The sequence below is a fragment of the Streptomyces sp. N50 genome, assembly GCF_033335955.1.
Lineage (GTDB): Bacteria > Actinomycetota > Actinomycetes > Streptomycetales > Streptomycetaceae > Streptomyces.
On the sequence record NZ_CP137549.1, the window covers coordinates 9,688,212 to 9,706,128 of the forward strand.

17 protein-coding genes and 2 pseudogenes are annotated in these 17,917 nt (G+C 71.2%); 6 read left to right on the top strand and 13 right to left on the bottom strand.

Annotated elements, in window-relative coordinates; translation table 11 throughout:
- Nucleotides 1-5: 5 nt before the first annotated feature.
- The 8 genes from R2B38_RS42980 to R2B38_RS43015 form a co-directional block, all read right to left on the bottom strand.
- Complete coding sequence (locus tag R2B38_RS42980; RefSeq protein ID WP_318021232.1) at nucleotides 6-1,346, bottom strand: LLM class flavin-dependent oxidoreductase; 1,341 nt, start codon at nucleotides 1,344-1,346, stop codon at nucleotides 6-8.
- Between the two features lie 58 nt (nucleotides 1,347-1,404).
- A complete protein-coding gene (locus tag R2B38_RS42985) occupies nucleotides 1,405-2,241 on the bottom strand; it encodes an ABC transporter ATP-binding protein (protein WP_318021233.1) in 837 nt (278 codons plus the stop codon).
- Nucleotides 2,238-3,152 (bottom strand): ABC transporter ATP-binding protein, encoded by a 915-nt coding sequence (locus tag R2B38_RS42990; protein ID WP_318021234.1) that lies wholly within the window; start codon nucleotides 3,150-3,152, stop codon nucleotides 2,238-2,240. Before R2B38_RS42990 ends, R2B38_RS42985 begins: the two co-directional genes overlap by 4 nt.
- Nucleotides 3,152-4,051 (bottom strand): ABC transporter permease, encoded by a 900-nt coding sequence (locus tag R2B38_RS42995; protein WP_318021235.1) that lies wholly within the window; start codon nucleotides 4,049-4,051, stop codon nucleotides 3,152-3,154. Before R2B38_RS42995 ends, R2B38_RS42990 begins: the two co-directional genes overlap by 1 nt.
- A gap of 2 nt (nucleotides 4,052-4,053) precedes the next feature.
- On the bottom strand, nucleotides 4,054-5,085 hold the full coding sequence (locus R2B38_RS43000) for an ABC transporter permease (RefSeq protein WP_318021236.1): 1,032 nt from the start codon (nucleotides 5,083-5,085) through the stop codon (nucleotides 4,054-4,056).
- A gap of 72 nt (nucleotides 5,086-5,157) precedes the next feature.
- Nucleotides 5,158-6,717, bottom strand: a complete 1,560-nt coding sequence (locus R2B38_RS43005) for an ABC transporter substrate-binding protein (RefSeq protein WP_318021237.1) — start codon at nucleotides 6,715-6,717, stop codon at nucleotides 5,158-5,160.
- Between the two features lie 475 nt (nucleotides 6,718-7,192).
- Nucleotides 7,193-8,128 carry a DsbA family protein gene (locus R2B38_RS43010; protein WP_318021238.1) on the bottom strand — a complete coding sequence of 312 codons (936 nt, stop codon included), beginning with the start codon at nucleotides 8,126-8,128 and terminating at the stop codon, nucleotides 7,193-7,195.
- Nucleotides 8,125-8,577: an Rrf2 family transcriptional regulator gene (locus tag R2B38_RS43015; protein WP_318021239.1), complete on the bottom strand. Its 453-nt coding sequence runs from the start codon at nucleotides 8,575-8,577 to the stop codon at nucleotides 8,125-8,127. Before R2B38_RS43015 ends, R2B38_RS43010 begins: the two co-directional genes overlap by 4 nt.
- A 151-nt stretch (nucleotides 8,578-8,728) precedes the next feature.
- Here R2B38_RS43015 and R2B38_RS43020 point away from each other — a divergent pair, with 151 nt between their 5' ends.
- The 3 genes from R2B38_RS43020 to R2B38_RS43030 all read left to right on the top strand — a co-directional run bounded on the left by R2B38_RS43020 (nucleotide 8,729) and on the right by R2B38_RS43030 (nucleotide 10,665).
- Nucleotides 8,729-9,235 (top strand): cupin domain-containing protein, encoded by a 507-nt coding sequence (locus R2B38_RS43020; RefSeq protein WP_318021240.1) that lies wholly within the window; start codon nucleotides 8,729-8,731, stop codon nucleotides 9,233-9,235.
- A 60-nt stretch (nucleotides 9,236-9,295) separates the two neighbouring features.
- Nucleotides 9,296-9,913 (top strand): TOPRIM nucleotidyl transferase/hydrolase domain-containing protein, encoded by a 618-nt coding sequence (locus R2B38_RS43025; protein ID WP_318021241.1) that lies wholly within the window; start codon nucleotides 9,296-9,298, stop codon nucleotides 9,911-9,913.
- 77 nt (nucleotides 9,914-9,990) lie between these two features.
- Complete coding sequence (locus R2B38_RS43030; protein WP_318021242.1) at nucleotides 9,991-10,665, top strand: class I SAM-dependent methyltransferase; 675 nt, start codon at nucleotides 9,991-9,993, stop codon at nucleotides 10,663-10,665.
- A 73-nt stretch (nucleotides 10,666-10,738) separates the two neighbouring features.
- On the opposite strand, the pseudogene R2B38_RS43035 reads toward R2B38_RS43030, so the two are convergent.
- A pseudogene (locus R2B38_RS43035) lies at nucleotides 10,739-11,712 on the bottom strand (NAD(P)H-dependent flavin oxidoreductase).
- A gap of 77 nt (nucleotides 11,713-11,789) precedes the next feature.
- Between R2B38_RS43035 and R2B38_RS43040 the strand changes: the two are divergent.
- Nucleotides 11,790-12,214, top strand: a pseudogene (locus tag R2B38_RS43040) (ankyrin repeat domain-containing protein).
- A 3-nt stretch (nucleotides 12,215-12,217) separates the two neighbouring features.
- Here the strand turns inward: R2B38_RS43040 and R2B38_RS43045 are convergent.
- Genes R2B38_RS43045 through R2B38_RS43055 form a run of 3 tightly spaced genes read right to left on the bottom strand, consistent with a single transcriptional unit; the run spans nucleotide 12,218 to nucleotide 13,766 of the window.
- On the bottom strand, nucleotides 12,218-12,826 hold the full coding sequence (locus R2B38_RS43045) for a hypothetical protein (RefSeq protein ID WP_318021243.1): 609 nt from the start codon (nucleotides 12,824-12,826) through the stop codon (nucleotides 12,218-12,220).
- Nucleotides 12,813-13,313, bottom strand: a complete 501-nt coding sequence (locus tag R2B38_RS43050; RefSeq protein WP_033279857.1) for a sigma-70 family RNA polymerase sigma factor — start codon at nucleotides 13,311-13,313, stop codon at nucleotides 12,813-12,815. The genes R2B38_RS43045 and R2B38_RS43050 overlap by 14 nt, the downstream gene beginning before the upstream one ends.
- A gap of 42 nt (nucleotides 13,314-13,355) precedes the next feature.
- Nucleotides 13,356-13,766, bottom strand: coding sequence for a hypothetical protein (locus R2B38_RS43055; RefSeq protein WP_318021244.1), 411 nt, complete (start codon nucleotides 13,764-13,766; stop codon nucleotides 13,356-13,358).
- A 284-nt stretch (nucleotides 13,767-14,050) separates the two neighbouring features.
- Here R2B38_RS43055 and R2B38_RS43060 point away from each other — a divergent pair, with 284 nt between their 5' ends.
- The gene (locus R2B38_RS43060; RefSeq protein ID WP_318021245.1) at nucleotides 14,051-16,378 is read left to right on the top strand and encodes an FUSC family protein; all 2,328 of its coding nucleotides are present in this window, start codon (nucleotides 14,051-14,053) and stop codon (nucleotides 16,376-16,378) included.
- On the opposite strand, the gene R2B38_RS43065 is transcribed toward R2B38_RS43060, so the two are convergent.
- A complete protein-coding gene (locus tag R2B38_RS43065; RefSeq protein WP_318021246.1) occupies nucleotides 16,366-16,959 on the bottom strand; it encodes an NAD(P)H-dependent oxidoreductase in 594 nt (197 codons plus the stop codon). The two genes, R2B38_RS43060 and R2B38_RS43065, sit on opposite strands and share 13 nt — an antisense overlap.
- Nucleotides 16,960-17,071: 112 nt before the next feature.
- Between R2B38_RS43065 and R2B38_RS43070 the strand changes: the two genes are divergently transcribed.
- A complete protein-coding gene (locus R2B38_RS43070) occupies nucleotides 17,072-17,908 on the top strand; it encodes a helix-turn-helix transcriptional regulator (RefSeq protein ID WP_318021247.1) in 837 nt (278 codons plus the stop codon).
- Nucleotides 17,909-17,917 lie beyond the last annotated feature (9 nt).

Sequence of the window (17,917 nt, forward strand, 5' to 3'; positions counted from 1 at the left end):
GGCCCTCAGTCGTTCACGAGCTGGCGCTCGCGGGAGTGGCGGTTGGCCGGGATCGGCAGGCCGAGGTTGCCGCGCAGGGTGTCGGACGTGTACTCGGTGCGGAACAGGCCGCGCTTCTGCAGGAGCGGGACGACGCTGTCGACGAAGTAGTTCAGCTCCTCCTCGGTGCGGAAGGCGAGGTTGAAGCCGTCGAGGGCGCGCGCGTCGAACCACTGCTGGATGGTGTCGGCCACCGTCCGGGGGTCCCCGACGAACGGCGACTGCCGGAACTGGTTGACGGACTCGGCGACTTGACGCAGAGTCAGGTTCTCGGCCTTTGCCCGCGCGATGAGCTGCGTGGCGCCCGTGCGTCCGCCCTTCTCGGCGAGGTGGGCGACGTCCGGGAAGGGCGCGTCCAGGTCGTGCACGCTGAAGTCGTACGCCCCGAAGGACCGGCCCAGCAGCGCGAGGTTGCGGCCGAAGTCGTCGTCCTCCTCGAAGATCTCCCGCTCGCGGCGGCGTGCCGCCTCGTCGGTGCCGGCGACGACCGGGCCGCCGTGGATGAGGATCTTGACGTGCTCGGGGTCACGGCCGTAGGCGGCCGCGCGCTTCTTGACGTCGGCGTAGTAGTCGCTCGCCGACTCCAGGGTGCCCCCGGGCGCGAAGATGCCCTCGGCGACCTGGGCGGCGAGATCACGGCCCTCCTCGGACACCCCGGCCTGGAAGATCACCGGCTGGCCCTGCGGGGAGCGGGAGAGGTTCAGCGGGCCCGCGATCTTGAAGTGCTCGCCCGCGTGGTCGAGTTCGTGCAGCTTGGCCGGGTCGAGGAAGACGCCCCGCTCGACGTCGGCAGGGAACGCGTCGTCCTCGTACGAGTCCCACAACCCCCGGGCGACCTGCACGAACTCCAGGGCACGGCCGTAGCGGGTGGCGTAGTCGAGGTGCTCGTCGAGGCCGAAGTTCCGCGCGGTGCCGGTGTCGAAGCTCGTGACCACGTTCCAGCCGGCCCGGCCGCCGCTGATGTGGTCGAGCGAGGCGAAGCGCCGGGCCAGGTTGAAGGGCGAGTTGTACGTCGAACTCGCCGTGCCCACCAGGCCGAGGTGCTTGGTGTGGGTGGCGACGGCCGACAACAGGGTCAGCGGTTCCAGGCGGTTGAGATAGTGCGCCGGGTAGGTGGAGTTGATGAACTGGCTGTCGACGATGAACAGGGCGTCGAACAGGGCGTGTTCGGCAGCCTGGGCCAGCCGGATGTAGTAGTTGATGTCGATGCTGGCGTTCTTCGCGACGCGCGGGTCCTTCCACAGACCGTGCTGGCCGGGACCGCCGACGCCGTAGGGGTGCAGGGCGAGGTGGAGCGTGCGGGACATGGCTGTTCCTGTTCTGTCAGCGGAAGTTCAGCGGAGTTCAGGGGGAGTTGAGGGTGTGTCAGGCGTGCAGGAGGGCGCGCAGGGCCTCGCGTTCGGCCCGGTCCGCCGCAGCGCTGTGCAGAGTGGGTGCGGAGCGGACGAGCAGGCGCGTGTACGGGTGTCGGGGCTGGTTGATGACGTCGGCGGTGGCGCCGGCCTCGACCAACTCGCCCTGGTACAGCACGGCGATGCGGTCGGCGACCCCGGCGACGGACCCGAGGTCGTGGGAGATGAAGACGAGGGCGACCCCGTCGGCGCGGAGTTCCTTGAGGATCTGGAGGATCTGCACGCGGTTGGCGGAGTCGAGCGCGCTGACCGGCTCGTCCAGGATGACGTGCCGCGGCTCGGTCACCAACGCCCGTGCCACCGCGACCCGTTGACGCTGACCGCCGGACAACTCGCCCGGCAGCCGGTCGAGCAGCTCGGCGGAGAGTCGTACCCGGTCGAGAAAGGCGCGCACTCGGGTCGCCGCCTCCTGCCTGGACACGCCCTGGATGAGCAGGGGTTCGGCCAGGGACGCCTCGACCGTCACGTCCGGGTCGAGACTGCGCAGCGGGTCCTGGAAGACGTACTGGATCACGCCCCGGCGCCGCAGCGCACGCCACTGCCGATGGCCGTAGGCGCTCACCTCCTCGCCGTCGATCACGATCGACCCGGACGAGGCGCGCACCAGGCCGAGTACGGTCCGCGCGAGCGTCGACTTGCCGGAGCCGGTCTCGCCGATGATGCCGACGGTCTCGCCCGGGGCGATGCTCAGGGAGACCCGGTTCAGGGCCTGGCGGCGGCGCCGGCGGAGGCCGAAGTGCACGTCCAGGTCGGTGACCTCAAGGACAGGGGCGGTGTGCTCGGTGCTCATGCTTCCTCCTCCGCGACCTTGGTGACCTCTGCCGCGAGGAACTTGTCCAGGCCGTACTGCTCGTGCTCGGCGATCAGCAGCCGGGTGTACTCGTGCCGCGGGTTGTGCAACACCTCGTGCGTCGGGCCCTGTTCGACCACCTCACCCTGCCGCATGACGAGCACCTCGTCGCAGAGCTGGGCGACGACGGCCAGGTCGTGCGAGACCAGGACGAGGGCGAGGCCGGTGCGTTCGCGCAGGTCGGCCAGCAGGTCGAGGATCTCCGCCTGGACGGTGACGTCGAGTGCGGTGGTGGCCTCGTCGGCGATGAGGATGCGCGGGTCGGCGGCGATCGCGGCGGCGATGAGGACGCGTTGGAGCATGCCGCCGGAGAGTTCGTAGGTGTACTGGGTGTAGACCAGCTCCGGGTCGCGCAGCCGCACCGCGTGGAGCAGGTCGATCGCCTGGCGGCGTGCCTCGCGTCGCTTCAGGCCCTTCTTCACCTTGAGGACCTCGGCGATCTGCGCGCCGACGCGGATCGAGGGGTTGAGATACGACGCCGGATCCTGGAAGACCGCGCTGATCGTGGCGCCGCGAAGTGCCGTCCACTGCGCCGGCGAGAGACCGGAGATGTCCTGGCCGTCGATCTCGATCGAGCCGCCGGTCACCTCGAAGTGCGCGGGCAGGATGCCCAGGGTGGCCCGGCAGGTGAGGGTCTTGCCGCTGCCGGACTCGCCGACGATGCCGACGGCCTTGCCCGGTGTGAGCGTGAAGTCGACGCCGTGGACGATCTCCTGGCCGGCTGCCCGGTCGCTGATGCGCACGTCGCGTACGGACAGGACCGGCGTCGACGGGAGGGTCGCCGGGCGGACGGGTTCCGGCGCGTTCGAGGCCGCGGGTTGGGTCAGGACCTTCGTGGAGAGACTGGCCATCACGCACCTCCGGCGTGAACGTGAGCGAGGTCGGAGTCGGTCTCGGCCTGGCGATTGGCGCGCGCCTTGCGGTTGTTGACGAGGGCGCGGCCCGCCTCGCCGGAGACGTCGCGGATGGCGTCGGCGAGGAGGTTGCAGGCCCAGACGGTGACCATGATCAGCAGGGCGGGGACCACCGGCGCCCACGGCTTCTGGGTGAGGTAGCCGAGGTCCGATGCGAGCAGCCCGCCCCAGGTGGGTGCGGGCGGCTGGACCCCGATCCCCAGGAAGGTCAGCGTCGAGACGATGACGAAGCCGACGCCGATGGTCTGCGCGAGGGCCACCGCGATCGGCGGCAGCACCTTGACCCAGACGTGCCGCCGGACGACCCACCCGATCGACGCCCCGGAGATCAACGCGGCCTCCACGTACGGCGATCGGGCCACCGCCAGCGTCGCGGCACGGGCCACCCGGTAGAACAGCGGGGACACCAGCACGCCCGTCACCAGCATCGCCTGCGTGATCCCGTTGCCCAGCAGCGCGACCACGGCGACGGCGAACAGCAGGAAGGGCAGGGCGACCAGCGTGTCGGTCAGCCGGAGGGTGACCCACTCGAAGACCCGGCCGAAGTACACCGAGAGAATGCCCGGAACGGCCCCGACTCCCAGTGCGGTGAGGGCGACTTCGAGCGAGCCGAGCACGCTGACCCGGGACCCGTCGAGCAACCGGCTGAGCACATCGCGGCCGAGGTAGTCGGTGCCGAGCCAGTGCGCGCCCGACGCGTCGGCGAGCGTGTCGGAGCTGGTGGCCAGCGGGTTGTCGGGCGCGATGAACGGCCCGAGGACGGCGAGCAGGGCGATCACGGTCAGGATCACCAGGGCGATCCGGCCGGACGTCAGGGAGAGCACGCGGCGCACCATGGTCACACCCCCCGCTGGGACGCCGGCGTCACACGCGCCAGCACCAGGTTGACGATCAGGTTGAAGACGACGACCAGGACGATCGACACGACGAGGACCCCTTGCACGGCCGGTACGTCACCGGCCTGCGCGGAGTCGTTCGCGAACCGGCCGAAGCCCTGGAGTCCGAAGATCCACTCGGTGACGACGGAGGCGCCGACCAGCGTGGGGAACTTCAGGCCGAGCGTCGCGAGCGCCGGGCCGAGCCCGTTGCGCAGCACATGCCCGAAGAAGATCCGGCGTGGACCGAGTCCCCGTACGACCGCGCCCGTCACGTAGTTCTCGCGATAGGCCGCGATGAGACTCGTACGGAGCTGACGGGCGACGTCGGCGACGACGTCGAAGCTCAACGCGACGGCGGGCAGGGTGATATGGGCGAGCCAGGGCCCGACCCCCTGCGCCGCCGGGACGTAACCGGCGGACGGGAACACATGCAGGCCGACCGCGAACACCGCCACCAGCACGATGCCGACGACGAAGGCCGGCATCACCGAGATCACCGTGACGAAGCCCGTGATCGCCCGGTCGATCCAGGTCGTACGGCGCAGCGCGGCGAGCGTGCCGAGGCCGAAGCCCGCGACCACGCCGATGATCAGCGCGAAGACCGCCACCGACAGACTCACACCCAGGCCGAGGCCGATCAGGGTGGAGATGTCGGCGCCGTTGGTCCAGCTGGTGCCGAGCTGCCCGTGCAGGACCCCGCCCAGCCAGTCCACGTACTGGACGAGGAAGGGCCGGTTGAGGCCCCAGTGCGCTTCAACTCTCGCTACCGCCTCGGGAGTTGCTTCCTCGCCCAGCTGGATCCGCGCCGGGCTGAGCCCGCTCAGCGACCGCAGCGCGAACGTCACGAACGTCGCGACCAGGAACACGGGCACGAAGATCGCGATCGACCGGGCGAGGGTGACCAGGACGCGGCCCGCGGTGTGCCGCGTCCCGGTCGTGGCGACCCGGTGACGGACGTCGGGCGGTGTGGCCGGTGCCTCCGTCGTCGTCATGGCTTGCCCCCTCTCTGTAGTGACCTGTAGTGACCTGCAATGACGTTTTGAGGAACGGGAGTTGAGGGAGCGTCAGTTCGCGCCGATGGTCACGCCGGTCCAGTCGATGTGGGCCGGGTTCTTGGGCAGGGCGGAGATGGACTTGCTCTTGGCGATGAGGTTGGGCGAGGAGTACGTGAAGACCAGCGCCTTGCTCTGCAGACCGGCCCGGGTCGCCGCCTGGAGGACCTTCGCGTAGTCGGGCGAGTCCAGCGGGGTCTGGCGCACCTTGGCGATGGCCGCCTCGAAGCCCGAAGGCTCGTACGGCGTACTGAGGTTGAGCGGGCCGTTCGGGCCGAAGTGCGCGGTGAGGGTCTGTGCGGCGGAGTCACGCCCCGTCGTCCCGTAGATGGAGAGCGTCAGGTTCTTCGCGAAGAACGGGGTGGCCCAGTTCTTGTCGACCTTGATGTCGACCGTGATGCCGACCTTCGCCAACTGCGCCTGGACGATCTCCGCCGAGGGGTCTTCCGCCGGGATGACCAGGTCGAGCTTGATCTGGCCCGCCTTGTAACCGGCCTCGGAGAGCAGCTGCTTGGCCTTCGCCGGGTCGTAGGCGTAGTCGTTCGCGGACTGCGGGTCGTAGGCCACATACCCCTTGGGGAACGGCTGGTTGGTGACCGAGCCGTAGCCGAAGGTCAGCTTGTCCACGAACTCCTGGCGGTTGATCGCGTACCGGACCGCGTCGACGACCTTGGCGTTGTTGAACGGCGCCTTGTTGACGTTGAGGCTGATGTTGGAGGCGTTGAAGCCGGGCTGTACGAAGACGTCGAGTCCGGCCTTCTTGGCGGCCTCGGCCTGACTGGGCGCGATGTCGGCGAAGTTGTAGACGCCGGTCTGGAGTCCGGAGACGACCGTCGCCGCGTCGGGGGCCGAGGTCAGCTCCACGTTGTCGATGTGGATGTCCTTGGCGTCCCAGTAGTCGGGGTTCTTCTTCAGGAGGACCTTGGTGCCCGGGACGAGCTGCGTGACGATGAACGGGCCCGCGCCGACCGGGCTCTGGTCCAGCTTCGTCGGGGACGCGGCCGCCTTCGGGCTGGCGATCTGGAGCACGCGCTCGCCGAGGAGTTGAGGGATCTGGTAGTCGACCTGGCTGAGGTGGAGCACCGCGTCCAGCCCATTGGCGTCCACCGACTTGATCGAGGTGAGGTCGCCGAAGAGCGCCGAGTTCTTCTGCTTCTGGGCGCGCACGATGGCGGCCTTCACGGCGGCGGCGTCGACCGGCGTACCGTCGCTGAACTTGAGGCCGGAGCGCAGGTGGAAGGTGATCTGGTCGCCCTTGGCGTTGTACTCCCAGCTCTTGGCCAGGTCGGGCACGGCCTTGCCGGTCGCGTCCGTGCGGGTCAACGAGGCGTAGACCAGGCCGAGTTCGCGGAACTGGGCGCCACTGCCGCTGACGACCGGGTCCCAGTGGGCGGGGAAGTAGGAGGAGGCCCACTTCAGCGTGGCGCTGCCGCCGGCCGTCGAGGCGTCGCCGCCGCAGGCGCTGAGGGCGGGGACGAGCACGGTGGCGAGGGCGGTACCCAGGGCGGCGGCGCGCAGTCTGCCGGGGCGGAAGGCCGCCCGACGGCTGCGGGGCGTGAGTCGTCCGGACATCTTCGTTTCTTTCTTCGAGGGCTCCCGGCCGCGCCGGGGCAGCGGAAAGGGAGCGAGGGCGGCACACCCGGGGGCCGGACACCGCGGAGACCGGGGCGGCGGACATGCCGGTGCGGCTTCGATACGCACGGGGGCATGCCGGGCCCAGGGCAGGAGGCGTCGGCGGATCGCGGGGGAGGGCCCGGGACACGGAGGGAGGCAGAGGAGGCGAGGAGACGCGAAGAGACGGCGCTGGGCGGCGAGTCGGCGGAATGCCGGTGGCTACGGGAGCGGGGTCAGGCGCCTGTGGGCCGGGGTCGGCGGGTCAGCGACAGAGAGCGCTGCAGGTGCGCCGCAGGTCCACGTAGCGGCACACCACACCGGGGTGCGTCGTGAGCATGCTGCACATCCTGGGGCCAGCCGTCCGAGGCTGTCAATGGACACCAATTGGTGTCTCATTGGGCGGGACGGTCTCTGACCGCTGATCAGAGGCCTGTCAGGGGCGGGAGGAAGGGACGGGGGCCACGGCGGGATGTGCCGCGGCCTCCTCCGGGTGCAGCCACAGCGGCCCGTTGCCGGTGTCGACCCGGACGGCACCGGCCGGGGGCCACGGACCGCCGTCGGTAAGCGACGTGCGCTCGGGTTCGGTCAGGGTCCGGTACCGCGCGAGCGCCTCCGCCGGGCCCAGCGCGGTGGGTGCGGGGAGCAGCGCGGGACTGAGTTCGGCGACGGCGGAGACGTACTCCTCGTACGGCCGCCAGCCCGGTACGACGCGGTGCCCGGCGGCGGTGCGCAGGAGCAACGTCGGCAGCGCGTACCGGAGTTGGCCGTCCGGAGTCTCCTTGGCGGCGCCGGGATGGGGCGAGTCGGCGCGCACCGACAGCACGTCGTCGACCGGCCTGCGCGCCTCGGCACGGTCGGCCCGCACGCTCTCCAGTACGTCGACCGACGCCGCGTCCGTCGCGAGCCGACCGGCGTCGAGACCGGGTACGCCGAACACCACCGACAGCGCCGACCCGGGGGTGTCCGCGGGCTCGCCGAGCACGAACACGCTCTCCCGCAGCCGCCGTAGCACCCGGTCCGCCACGTCGGCACCCTGCGCCTCGGCCGCCCTGGCGACCAGCGAGGCCGGCCAGGAACTCGCGGCCACGCGGCTCAGGCGACGTGCCCGCGGGGCGTGGGTGTGGGCGCTGATGTCCTCGACGTAGCGCGCGTACCAGGCGGTTTCCGCGGCGGGGTCGGGTGCGGGGTCGTCGTCGTGGTCGAAGAGGATGCAGTACGCGCGGCGCCAGCGGACCTGCCCGGCGAAGGCCGCGCGCAGCCGGCGGAAGGCCGGTTCGGATCCCCAGGCCCAGGGACACAAGGGGTCGGTGTACTCGACGACTTCGAGGACGTCGGCGGCCTGGGCGGGGTGCTGGTCCGGGGCCGTCATGCGGCTCCCTGGCGGGTCAACTGCCCGTCCGGCACGTGCTGTTGTCCGGCGCCGGCGGGCAGCAGGGTGGCCAGGTTCGTGCCGCTCAGGACGGCGGCGGCCTCGGCCTCGATCCGGCGCCACACCCCGGGCAGACCGGTGGCGGGGCCGGGGTAGTCGAGTCCGGCCAGCGGTTCACCGCGCAGGGTGATCAGCTCGCCGTCCACGGCCCGGGAGACGTCCAGGAGCGTGATCTCGTCGGCGGGCCGGCCCAGCCAGTACCCGCCTTCGCAGCCACGCTGGCTGCGGACCAGGCCGGCTCTGCGCAACTCGCCCACCACGGACTTCAGGAACCGGAACGGGATCTGCTGCGAGGAGGCGATCGCCTCGCACGTGAGCGGACGGGCAGGTTCGCGGGCGAGCTCCAGCAGAGCCCGCGTGGCGTAGTCCGCCTTCGCGGAGATATGCATACGCACATAATGCCCGACGCGGGCCCCGCGACGAGGGTTTCCGCCGCTTCCCCTCCCACCTCTCCTCATACATTGCGGGAACATTGCCGCAGGTGAAGGACAATGGACACCTCTTGACTTCCTTTTCCGGGCGGCTCTAGCGTCCCCCACCATGAGCGAGCCGCTGACAACCCCCGGCGAAGGTTTCCACCCCCATCTCCACGACGCCGCAGGGCAGTCCACCGCCCCCCTGCGCAGCCGCCTGCACCACGTCCGCGCCGACGCCCTCGACGGCGACACGGCGCAGAGCGGCGGCATGCGCCGATTCGCCGCGGTGAGCGGGAAGACCGTCGGCTCCGAGAAACTCTGGATGGGCCAGACCCACGTGGCACCCTCGACGTCGTCCTCCGACCATCACCACGGTGAGTCCGAGACCGCCATCTACGTGGTGAGCGGACACCCCGAGTTCGTCTTCCTCGACGACACCGGCTCGGAACCGGAAGAGGTACGTCTGCGCACCTCCCCCGGGGACTACATCTTCGTCCCGCCGTTCGTACCGCACCGGGAGGAGAACCCGGACCCTGCCGACGAGGCCGTGGTGGTGATCGCCCGCAGCACGCAGGAGGCGATCGTGGTGAACCTTCCGGGGCTGTATGTGCTGGGCGCGGGCGAGGACTGAGATCGACGTCCCGCCGTTAATTCCCTCGCGATGCGGGCGGGACGGACCGAGACTCGTGTCATGACTGACATGGAGGCGTTCCGGGAAGCGGTCACCGCATGGGCGACGGGCGGTCCCGGCGACTCCGCGCGCGAACTGGCCGCAAGTCTGCCCGTCCGGACGGCCGTCCTGCTAGAAGGGCCCAGCGACGTCGCGGCGGTCGACGCGCTGGCGGCCAGCCGCGGCCGGGACCTGGCAGCCGAAGGGGTCTGCGTCCTGTCGATCGGCGGCGCGATGAGCGTCGGTCACTACGCCCGGCTCCTCGGCCCGCCCGGACTGGGCCTGCGCCTCACGGGACTGTGCGACGAGGCGGAACGCCCCTACTACGCCCGGGGTTTCGCCCGCGCCGGCGCGGGCGAGCAGAGCTTCTTCGTCTGCGCCGCGGACCTGGAGGACGAGTTGATCCGCGTCCTGGGCGTGACCCGGGTCGAGGAACTCGTCCGCGCCGAGGGCGACCAGCGCGCCCTGACCACCTTCCTGCGCCAGCCCGCCCAGCGAGGCCGTGACCCGCGGCAGCAGTTCAGACGCTTCCTCGGCACGAAGAAGGGCCGCAAGATCCACTACGGCCGCGTCCTCACCGAGGCCCTCGACCCCGAACACGTCCCGGCACCGCTGGCCGGTCTGCTCGCCGGGGTCTGACGGGATGACGCCACGCGCTCCGGACAGACCATGTTCGGGCTGTACCTGTGCGGGGCGGGCCCAGGAAGGCAAACATCGTGTCCGACCCTGACAGCCAGATTCCCTACTGGGACGCGGCCGCGGCAACGAAGACCTTCACCCATCCCCTCCGCCCGCCCTGGCTGGAGGGGCTCAGCAGACGCGCCGCGATTCTCGACTACGGATGCGGCTACGGCCGCACCCTGGCGGAACTCCAACAGCACGGCTTCGCCGACCTGACGGGCGCCGACACCTCACCGGCCATGATCGAACGAGCCCGACACCTGCACCCCACCCTGCATTTCACCACCCTGGACGCACCACCGGCATGGCCCTCCCCGGGCGCCGCCTTCGACGCGGTGCTGCTCTTCGCCGTGCTGACCTGTGTCCCCGCCGACGAGGCCCAACTCCGCCTGATCACCGAGCTGCACCGCATCCTCAAGCCCGGCGGAATCCTCTACCTCAGCGACCTGCTTCTCCAGGACGACGAACGCAATCGCCGCCGCTACGACCGCTACGCCACCCGCTGTGCCACCTACGGCGTGTTCGAGACCGATGACGGTGCCGTCTGCCGCCACCACTCCCGCGCATGGCTCACCACCCTGCTGAGCGGCTTCGAGACCCTCACGACCCGGACCATCGCGGTGCCCACGATGAACGGACATGAGTCGACGGGCATCCAGATCCTCGCCCGCAAACCCGTCGTGCCATCAACTGCCGTGTCTGCGCGGTGAGTTCGGTAACCCGCGTCGAGGCGGAGCGCGCCGGACGCCCCTGGCGACGAGGGATGTCCTCACCCTTCGCCCCTCAACTCCTGCCCGCGCGGGCAAGCGCGTCCTCGGCCTGCGTGGCAAGGGTGTTGACGAGGTCGGCGGCGGACGGCAGGTCGTCGATGAGGTCGACCGCCTCGCCGGCCCAGATGGGCAGCGCGGGTATGTCGCCCCGGGACAGGGCGAGTTGGTAGTCCCGTCGGGCGTCGGGGTCGGCGGCGAGTTCGGTCTCCCGGCCGCGCCACGCGTCGAGGAAGGGATGGCCGAGCGTGCGGGCGGTGTAGTGCGACGGCCAACTGGAACCCCGGGCGATGTCGAGAACGCGGTTGCGCTCGGTGTCCTCGGCGTGCCCCTGGACGATGGCTGCGGCGGTCGCGGGGGTGATCAGGGCTTCGGCCGTGGCCTGGAAGCGGGTGCCGATGAGCGCCCCGGCGGCCCCGAGGGCGAGCGCGGCGGCCACACCCCGGCCGTCGGCGATCCCGCCCGCCGCGAGCACGGGTACGGGAGCCGCCAGATCCACGACGACCGGTACGAACGGCAGCGTGGAACGGCCGTGCCGGGCTCCGTGCCCGCCGCTCTCGGATCCCTGCGCCACGATGATGTCGGCGCCCAGGTCGACCGCGCGCCTCGCCTCCTCCAGATCGGTGACCTGGATGATCAATGCCGTACCGGCCCGGCGGACGCGTCCGGCGAAGGGGCTCGGGTCCCCGAACGACAGCATCACTGCGGCGGGTTGGTGTTCCAGCGCGTGCTCGACCGCGCCGACGTCGATCTGCCAGGTGAGGAAGCCGATGCCCACGGCTTCGTGGTGTGCTCGGCGACGATGGCCAACTCGCGGGCCAGCCAGGCGCGTTCACCGTTGGCGCTGCCGAGCAGTCCCAGTCCGCCGCCGCGAGAGACGGCCGCGGTCAGCGCACCACCGGCCGATCCGCCCATCGGCGCCGACGCGATCGGGTGGTGCACACCGAACAACTTCGTGAACGCCGTCGACAGTGTCATGGCCGCCATCATCACCCCGTCCGCCGTACGAGGTGAAGCGCCCCGGATATGAGTGGCCCGGCCGCGCGGCCCGACCCTGGTCTCGGGTCGTGAACCAGCGGCGGCGGAAGAAGCTCTCCAGGCGTCTCTTCGGAGCAATTCAGCGCGGGGACACCGCCGTTGTGACGGCGGTACTGCGTGTCGGAGCCGACCCGGAACGGGCCGACAGCGAAGGCACCACACCTCTCTACGCGGCCTCGGTGAACGGACAAGCCTCGATCGCCGGGCTGCTCCTGTCGGCCGGTGCCTCTCCCGACACCGAGAGCGGCGGAACCGGCGCTGAGGGCACGCCACTGTGCGCGGCCGCGTGTGGGGGCACGCCGACACCGTGCGCGAGTTGCTGGCCCACGGCGCCGATCCGAACATTCGGGAAGACCACGGTACGGGCTGGTCGCCCCTGGAGTGGGCCCGCAGAGGTCCCCATCCCGAGACAGTCGCCGTCCTTGCCGCGGCGGGCGCAAGTGGGGTCTGGTAGGGGTTAGTTGGGGTTGCGGACGACGATCGAGACGTACTGGGTGAGCTGGCGGGACGAAGTCGAGGTCCCGCAACTGGCCCACAGCGTGGGTTTGTTGATCACGGGGCTGGTCGGGATCCTGACCCTGGCCTCGAAGGAGCCGGTGGGGAGTGCGTCGACCGAGGCCAGTTGATGTGTCCCGGCAGCCGTGGCCGTCGCCTGTGGTTGTCCCGGTGATGTCTTCTGTTGCTCCATCGAGAGGCTCAGCTTCGCACCGCGGTCCCAGCGGATTCCGAGGGTCACCGACTTCCCGGGGGCGCAGCCCGTGCCGGTCAGGGTGATCGTGCCGCCGGGCACGGTCTGGGTCGGGGTGGCGATCAGGGACCTGGGGGAGGCTGAGTGGGGCGCCGTCGGACCGGGAGTGCTGGGTCCGGAACGGTCGAAGGAGGTCACCAGGGGGAAGACGGCCACGACCGCGGCCGCTACGGCGGTGACCGTCGCGACCTCGCGGAACGTACGGCGGCGGCGGGCGCGGCGCCGTAGGTCCGGGAGAGGGGGCCGCCGCGCGGCCCGGGTGCCCTCCTCGACGAGGTGGCGAAGACCGTGCTCGGATGCGGGTTCAGCGTCGGCCATGGTGGGACAGAGCTCCTTCCGGATCTGCGGCGAGATGGCGGGCGAGGTTCGCGCGGGCGCGGGCGAGCCGGCCGCGCACGGTGCTCACCGGCAGGCCCAGTTGCCCGGCGACCTGGTCGATCGGCAGATCCAGTACGTCGTGGAGCAGCAGCACGGGGCGCTGGTTCACCGGGACCCGGAGCAGCAGCTCGGCGACTTCGGCGGTCTGCGGCGTGAGTTGGGGCTGCGGGCGCTGGGCACCCAGGCGCAGCAGGGCCGCGGCGCGCCGGCGCAACCGCCGGATCTCGCTCACCGCGAGGTTGATCGCGACCCGGCGTACCCACAGCTCCGGCACGTCGTAGGCCTGGATCCGGGGCCAGCGGTCCAGGGCCCGGATGAACGCCTCCTGCACGACGTCCTCGGCCTGTTCGAGGCTGCCGGTGACCGAGAACAGCTGACCGACCAGTCGCGCGTACGACGACTCGTAGAACTCCTCGAAGTCCGTCACGCCGGTCTGCTGTCCTCGGTCACCGCCGCTTGCGCGTTCCACTCAGTTCGCGCCCACCGGTGCGGCCTCCACACGCTTCTGACCGGGAGTCAGCGACAGCCAGGCGAGTTGCGCGGCGGTGGCCTTGCCCTTCGCCTTCAACTGCCCGACCAACCTGTCGGCCTCGACGACCTGGGCGGCGGTCGGGTTGCCGGTCGTGACCTTGATCTCCCTCTGTATGTTCAGCAGGAGCCGATTCTCCTCCGACAGCCGGGACTTGCTCCCGGCACTGGAGGACGCCTTCGCCTTTTCGGCGGACTCCTTGACCGTCGTCTGCGACTGATGCGTGGTCTGCGGCTTGGCCTGTGCCGTGGTTCCGTGGCCGGGCGAGGCGAGTGCCGTCGTGGCGAGCACGGCGCACAGTCCTGCGGCGGCGATGCCGGCCGCGCCGTAAGCCAACTTCCTTTGTTGCATGGCTGGTTGGTCCTCACTTCTGTCTCGGGGGGAAGGCCGGACGGCCTGGTGGGCGCCTGCGGAGCGAGCCCGACCGCCGTCCCACCACCCCCACGCCCCGGACCTCCGCCCAGCGCACACCCCACGGGCCTTCGTCATCGAACCGTGACCGACGTGCCGCGGCCCGAGATCCGGCGGCCGGAACCGATCCGGTGCGAGAGCGCGGTGTGCGGGCACCGCGAATGGCGGATACTCGTGATCGGCGGGGTGTGTGGGTGCTGTGCCGACCGGAGGTGCGCGGGGCTATGGAGAAACCGTGGCGCGCCCTGGCCGGGCGGATCCCCACCTGGTTGCGCGACCATGATCCGGGGCTCGCGGCGACGCGCAGGGCCGCGCGCACCGCGCTGGTGATGCCCGCCCTGTTCGCCCTGTGCACTCAGGTTCTGAAGTCCTCGACGATGGCGACCTACGCGGCGTTCGGCTCGTTCTCCATGCTCCTGCTGGTGGAGTTCACCGGCCCGATGGTGCAGCGCCTGCGGGCTCACGTGGGCCTGGCGGTGGCCTGGGCGGTGCTCATCTGCCTCGGCACGCTGGCGGCCCGGGCGACCTGGCTCGCGGTCACCGCCATGGTCGTGGTGGGTTTCCTGGTGCTGTTCTCCGGTGTGGTCAGCTCCGTTCTCGCGGGTGCGACGACCGCGCTGCTGCTGGCCTTCATCCTCCCGGTGACCTCGCCGGTCCCGCTCTCACAGCTGCCCGACCGCCTTGCCGGAGCGGGCCTCGCGGCGGCGGCCGCCATGCTCGCGATCTCCCTGCTGTGGCCCCGGCCCGCCGCGGACCCGCTCAGCGCCCCCGCCGCCCGGGTCTGCCGCGCGGCCGCGGCGCAGCTGCGTACCGACGCCTCCTGGCTGGCCGGCGGCCCGGACGCGCCCACCGTCCGGCAGTGCGCGGTCACCGCAGGCCAGGCCGCAGCGGCGGCCGCCGACCTGCGCACCGCCTTCGACGCCACGCTCTACCGCCCCACCGGCCTGTCCGCCGGCTCCCGCGCCCTGGTCCGGCTGGTCGACGAGCTGACCTGGCTGAGCGCCATCGTGGCCGACAGCGGCCCCCCATCGGCGGACCCCCAGGCCTGCGACGCCGACGCGCATGCCGTACGGCGTGCGGCGGCCACCGCCCTGGACGAGGCTGCCGACATCCTCGACGCCCCGCGCAACGCGCCCGACGCGCTCCGCGCCGCCCTGGCGAACCTGCGTAAGGCCATGGACGGCATGGAAGCCCGCGCCACCCATCGGCTGCCCGTGCACCGGCCGAAACCCGGCACGGAGTCGGAGGTCCGCGCCTTCATCGCCACCCTCGACCTGTCCTTCCGCGCCCAGGAACTGGGGTTCGCCACCCTCCAGATCGCCGGCAACGTGGACCTGTCCGCGGCCGCCGAGCGCCGCAGCTGGCCCCAGCGGCTGCTGGGCACGGAACCAGGCGCACTGACACAGCCGCTGGCCTCCGCCGTCGAGCGCGCCGCCGCACACCTGGAACCGCGCTCGGTCTGGCTGCACAACAGCCTCCGGGGCGCGCTCGGCCTCGGTATCGCCGTGGCCCTGGCGAACGCGACGGGTGTCCAGCACTCGTTCTGGATCCTGCTGGGAACCCTGTCGGTGCTGCGTTCCAACGCGCTCAACACCGGGCAGAACGCGCTCCGGGCCCTGGGCGGCACGCTGGTCGGTTCGCTCATCGGTACCGGACTGCTCCAGCTCATCGGGCACCACAGCACCGTGCTCTGGTTCCTGCTTCCCGTCGCCGTGCTCATCGCGGGCATCGCCCCCGCCGCCGTCTCGTTCGCGGCCGGGCAGGCGGCCTTCACCGTCACCCTCGTCATCCTGTTCAACATCGGCCAGAACCCCGACTGGCACATCGTGCTGCTGCGGATCGAGGACATCGCCCTCGGTTGCGGGGTGAGCGTGCTGGTGGGCCTGTTCTTCTGGCCGCGGGGCGCCGCGGCCGCCGTCGACCGTGCGCTGTCGGCGGCGTACACCGAAAGTGCCCGCTATCTGGCCGACACGGTGGAGTACGCGGCGAGCCGTTGCAGCATCGGCTGCATTCCGACCGACGCGCCGGTGGAGGCGGGTCGGCAGGCGGCCGCCGCGGCCCGCCGGCTCGACGACGCCTTCCGCAGCTACCTCGCCGAACGCGGCGCCAAGCCGGTACGCCTGTCCGACATGACCACCCTGGTCACCGGGGTCGTAGGACTGCGGCTCGCCTCGGACGCGGTACTGGAACTGTGGCAGCGCAACGGCGGTGAGGAGCGGATGGAACCCGATCGCTCCGAGGCCCGGCTCACGCTGCTCGACACGGTCGGTCGGTTGGCCGACTGGTACCGGGACCTGGCCGTGGGACTCGGCCGGCACACCGCCGTGCCCGCTCCGCTGTCCCGGAACCCCGACGAGGAGGCACGCCTGGTCCACTCCCTGCGCCGCGATCTGCGCGGCGACGACGGACACGCCACGGCGACGGCGGTCCGCATCATCTGGACCGCCGACCACCTCAACGCGGCCCGCCGCCTCCAGCCCAGCCTGGCGGCCGCGGCGAAACCGAGCGATCCGGCACCTGAGGCGAGGGCCGATCCACCTCACCCCGGATAGGGAACGGCCTCGCGCGCCGACCGGAGGGCGACCGCCCACCAGGCCAGCTGGTCGAGCACGGTCCGGGCGTAGCCGACTGAGGCGGGATCGAGCGGACGGCCGTCCTGCCACGAGGTGAAGTAGTTCGGGAAGGCGAGACCGTCGCGAACCGTCACCGCGTGCAGCTCGGTCAGCACGTTCTCCAGGTGCAGCACCGCGTGTCGGCCACCCGCGGCACCGCCGTAGCTGACGAAGGCCACCGGCTTGGCCGCCCACTGCGTGAAGTGCCAGTCGATGGCCGCCTTCAGCGATGCGGGATAGCTGTGGTTGTACTCCGGCGTGACGACGACGAACGCGTCGGCGTTCGTCAGCGCCGACGTCAGGGCCGCCATCCCGGCCGGGCGCGGATAGTCGTCACCGGCGTGCTTCGGCGAGGCCGCGGGCAGCGCCAACGGGACGTCGGTCTCGGCCAGATCGACGACCTCCACCTCGAAGACACCGTGCAGAGCGGCCTGTTGGGCCACCCACGAGGCCACGACCGGGCCGAACCGTCCTTCCCGCACACTTCCGACGATGATCACCAGCTGAGGTCTGTTCTCCATGCCCACCACGATCGGACGGCTTCGCGCTCCCAGCCAGACCGTGCCCAGGCTGGCCCCCGCAGGGCCACTCCGAGCACTCCGCGACGAGCGGGCAGCGCCGTAAACTCGTGCCATGGGTTCGCCGTTGGGGGATTTCATCCGGACCAAGCGGGACAGCGTCCAGCCCGAGTCGCTGGGACTGCCCGATCGCGGCCGCCGCCGGTCACCGGGGCTGCGGCGCTCGGATCTCGCCGCCCGGGCCGGCATCAGCGTCGAGTACCTGACCCGCATCGAACAGGGCCGTGACCGCAATCCCTCGGTGGCGGTGGTGCACGCCCTGGCCGACGCGCTCGGCCTCGACCCGTCCGAGCGCGACCATCTCCGCCACCTCACGAAGATCACCGGCGGTGAGTGCTCCGCCCACACGCGACCCGGGCCACCGCTCCGCGAGGTCCGTCCGTCCATCCTGCGCACGCTCCGCCTCCTCGAACCCGGAATCGCCCTCGTCACCAACCGACTTGGGGACGTCCTCGCCCACACCAGCGGCTACGAGTCGCTGGTACGCGGGAGTGGACTGCTCGACACCGACACACCGAACCTCACGCGCTACGTCTTCACCGACCCCCGCGCCCGGACGTTCTTCACGGACTGGGACGACGTCGCCGACGAGCAGGCCTTCGACCTGTGGCTCGGACCGACCGTGGGGAACTACGAGTGGTTCACCACGGAACTCGCGTCCGCCGCCGGCCCCGACTTCACCCGCCGCCTGAACCGGCACGTGGTTCCGCGACGGGGGACCCTCCGCCTCGACCACCCGTCCGGACGCGCACTCCACCTGCTCCGCGAGACGCTCGAACTCCCGTCGGACGCCCAGCAGTTGGTCGTCCTGCTGCCGGCGGACGACAGCACGGCACAGGCCCTCGACGAACTCCGCCGCCGGTCGCACGGCCGGCTCCGGGCCATCTCCTGACACACCCGG